Below are 3,789 nucleotides of genomic sequence, written 5' to 3'. Positions count from 1 at the left end.
CGGACGAGGCGCCGCAGCCGGGGGCCCCCCGGCCGGGGCGGTAGCGGGTACGGGCGCGGGAGCGCCGGAGCAGTGGCAGGAGGACGCCGCGCAGGAGGCGCCCCCCGCGCGCGCGAAGTTCCAGTTCGACGGCGAGAAGGTCCTCATCGTCGACGACGACATCCGCAACGTGTTCGCCCTCACCAGCGTCCTGGAGCAGCACGGCCTGTCGGTGCTGTACGCGGAGAACGGCCGCGAGGGCATCGAGGTCCTGGAGCAGCACGACGACGTGACGGTCGTGCTGATGGACATCATGATGCCGGAGATGGACGGGTACGCGACGACGACGGCGATCCGCAGGATGCCCCAGTTCGCCGGGCTGCCGATCATCGCCCTCACGGCGAAGGCCATGAAGGGCGACCGCGAGAAGGCCCTCGACTCCGGGGCCTCGGACTACGTGACGAAGCCGGTCGACCCCGACCACCTGCTGTCGGTGATGGAGCAGTGGATGCGCACGGAGTGAGGGGGCTGCCGTGCGGGCCCGGTGTCCGGTCATCGGTGACGGGTGACCGATGGCCGGTGTCCGGTGTTCCGCGGCCCGTCAAGGGCGGTCGCTGTCCGGTGGCTGGGTATCGCGGGCCGTGCGGCTCGCGGACGTACGACCGGGCGGCGGCGCGGCGCACGGTCCGGCGGAGGGCGCGTCGTCCGCGGGCGGCCCGTCCGCGTGCCGTCGCTTCGCGGGCCGTCCGTGCGCGTGGCCGCCCCTGGAGCGTCCGGCGGGTGCCCGCCGTCCGCCCGTGGGAGGACCGCGGCCCCGCCCGCATGCCGTCCGGGAACCGCGCAGCGGTCGCCCGGCGGGCCTCCGGAGACCTCGTGCAGGAGCGGGACCGCTACGCGGAGTTGCTGACAGAGTGTGGCCGACGCCGTGTAGAACCGCGGTATTCGGGGAACCTTCTGGTCCGCCACTGCGTTTCTGCTACGTGCACAGTGACATCGCGGTGACAGGGTGTGGCGACCGGCGGGGTGCGGCTACCATGACCGGCACAAGGACGGACGGCGCAAGGGAGTCGTCCTCTGGGGCGGCGCCCGGTGTACCGCCGGGGCGAGGAGGGCGGGCCATGGTGCAGAAGGCCAAGATCCTCCTGGTCGATGACCGGCCGGAGAATCTGCTGGCGCTGGAGGCCATCCTCTCTGCGCTCGATCAGACACTGGTACGGGCATCGTCCGGGGAGGAAGCGCTCAAAGCGCTGCTGACGGACGACTTCGCGGTCATTCTGCTGGACGTACAGATGCCGGGGATGGACGGTTTCGAGACCGCCGCGCACATCAAGCGGCGCGAGCGGACCCGGGACATCCCGATCATCTTCCTCACGGCCATCAACCACGGCCCGCACCACACCTTCCGGGGCTACGCGGCCGGCGCCGTGGACTACATCTCCAAGCCCTTCGACCCGTGGGTCCTGCGCGCGAAGGTCTCCGTGTTCGTCGAGCTGTACATGAAGAACTGCCAACTGCGCGAGCAGGCGGCCCTGCTGCGCCTCCAGCTCGAGGGCGGCGGCAAGGCCGCGGCCGAGGACACCAAGGAGCCCGCGGGTCTCCTCGCCGAGCTGTCCGCGCGCCTCGCCGCCGTCGAGGAGCAGGCTGAGGCGCTGTCCAAACAGCTCGACGACGAGTCCGCCGACGCCGCCGCGGTCGCCACGGCGGCGCATCTCGAACGCAAACTCACGGGTTTGCGCAGGGCTCTTGACGCCCTGGAGCCGGGTACGGGCAGCGGCGCTCCGTCGGTGCCCTCGCAAAACTGACGGAAGCCGCAGCGCCGCTGAGGGAATCCGCGGTGCCGCTGAGGAAACTCGCAGTGTCGCTGAGGGAATCCGCAGTGCCGCTGACGGCACGCGCCCGGGATCGCTCCCGCGCCGCCGCCCGCCACGGAGCTGTCCCGCGCCTTCGCCCGCCCCGGGGCGCACCTTCGGCAAGGCGCTCAGGCATGGCCTGCCGTCCTTGCCCTAGCGCTCCTCGTGAGTGCCCGTCAGCCGGCCGCGCGCGGGGCGGACGTGCCGCGCGCGTGTCCGGCACCCGGCCCCCGCGCGGCCCCGCCGAGCCCTCGCCGCCCCGCTTCGAAGCCCCGTCAGCTCGCCTCCCACGGGCCCGCGTCAGCTCGGCGCCCTCACCCGGGCGACACAAACGGGTGAAGCGGTAGGCGCACGTGTCCACCGTCGCCTCCCCCGGTAACCTCACACCCATGGCCTCACGTCAGCCCGCCGCCAAGAAGACGCCCGCGAAGAAGGCGGTCGCGCCGACCAAGGCTCCGGCGAAGAAGGCCGCTGCCAGGAAACCGCCCGCGAGCAAGGCCGCGGCGAAGAAGGCGCCCGCCAAGAAGGCCGCGGCGAAGAAGCCCGTCCCGAAGCCGGCGCCGAGCCCGACCAACGGCCTCTACCGCGTCGTCCGCGCCATCTGGCTCGGCATCGCGCACGCCGTGGGCGCGATGTTCCGCGGCGTCGGACGCGGCGCCAGAGGTCTGGACCCCGCCCACCGCAAGGACGGCCTCGCGCTGCTGCTGCTCGGCGTCGCGCTGATCGTCGCCGCCGGGACCTGGTCCAATCTGCGCGGCCCCGTCGGCGACCTCGTCGAGATACTGGTCACCGGCGCCTTCGGACGGCTCGACCTGCTGGTGCCGATCCTGGTGGCGGTGATGGCCATGCGCCTCATCCGGCACCCCGAGAAGGTCGACGCCAACGGCCGCATCGTCATCGGCCTGTCCGCGCTCGTCGTCGGCGTGCTCGGGCAGGTGCACATCGCCTGCGGGTCGCCCGCCCGCTCGGACGGCATGCAGGCGATAAGGGACGCCGGCGGGCTCGTCGGCTGGGGCGCGGCCACGCCCCTGACCAAGGCCATGGGCGACGTCCTCGCGGTGCCGATGCTGGTGCTGCTCACGGTCTTCGGCCTGCTCGTCGTCACGGCGACCCCGGTCAACGCCATCCCGCAGCGGCTGCGCGCGCTCGGCGTGCGCCTCGGCGTCATCGAGGCCCCGGCGCAGGCCTACGAGTACGCCGACCCGGCCGACTACGCGGAGTACGCCGAGCTCACCGACGACGACGCGCGCTACGACGAGCAGTGGCGCGAGGCGCTGCCCGCCCGCCCCCGCGGCCGCAGGAAGCCCGCGGGCGGCCCCGACGCGGCCTTCGCGGACCAGGCCGAGGCGGAGGCCCTGTCCAAGCGGCGCAAGCCCCGCCGGGCCGCCGCACAGCCCGACCCGGACCGCCCCATGGACGCGGTCGACGTGGCCGCCGCCGCTGCCGCCGCGCTCGACGGCGCCGTCCTGCACGGCATGCCGCCCTCGCCGCTGGTCGCCGACCTCACGCAGGGCGTCTCCGGGGACCGCGCGCAGCAGGCCCCGTCCGGACCGGCGCCGGACCCGACCGCGCCGGTGCCGCCCGCGCGCGGGACCGACGCCCAGCCCGGCAGGCCCGGCAGGAAGGGCGCCAAGGACCCCGGCGGCACCGGCGTGCCCGACCTGACGAAGGCCGCGCCGGACGAGCCGCGCGAGCTGCCCCCGCGCGCGGAGCAGCTCCGGCTCGCCGGGGACATCACGTACTCCCTGCCGTCCCTGGACCTCCTGGAGCGCGGCGGCCCCGGCAAGGCCCGCAGCGCCGCCAACGACGCGGTGGTGGAATCGCTCACCACCGTCTTCAGCGAGTTCAAGGTCGACGCCGTCGTCACCGGCTTCACCCGGGGCCCGACGGTCACGCGCTACGAGGTCGAGCTGGGCCCCGCCGTGAAGGTCGAGAAGATCACCGCGCTCGCGAAGAACAT

Annotated in this window: 3 protein-coding genes; all 3 read left to right on the top strand. The window is 73.8% G+C overall.

Features of this window, described 5'->3' with window-relative positions:
• Window positions 1–502 (top strand): response regulator (locus tag QK440_RS40930; protein WP_282798345.1); only part of this gene is annotated, 502 nt, incomplete at its 5' end.
• A gap of 595 nt (window positions 503–1,097) precedes the next feature.
• Window positions 1,098–1,781, top strand: a complete 684-nt coding sequence (locus QK440_RS40925) for a response regulator (protein WP_282798344.1) — start codon at window positions 1,098–1,100, stop codon at window positions 1,779–1,781.
• A gap of 437 nt (window positions 1,782–2,218) precedes the next feature.
• On the top strand, window positions 2,219–3,789 hold a 1,571-nt coding region (locus QK440_RS40920), incomplete at its 3' end, for a DNA translocase FtsK 4TM domain-containing protein (protein ID WP_282798343.1).

Source organism: Streptomyces sp. CC224B, from assembly GCF_030010595.1.
Lineage (GTDB): Bacteria > Actinomycetota > Actinomycetes > Streptomycetales > Streptomycetaceae > Streptomyces > Streptomyces longispororuber.
Note: the sequence above shows the minus strand (reverse complement) of the source record. Positions and strands in the feature narration are given on the sequence as shown.

Coding starts and splice junctions, on each gene's coding strand:
- QK440_RS40925 (WP_282798344.1), top strand. CDS start 1,098: ATGGTGCAGAAGGCCAAGATCCTCCTGGTCGATGACCGGCCGGAGAAT.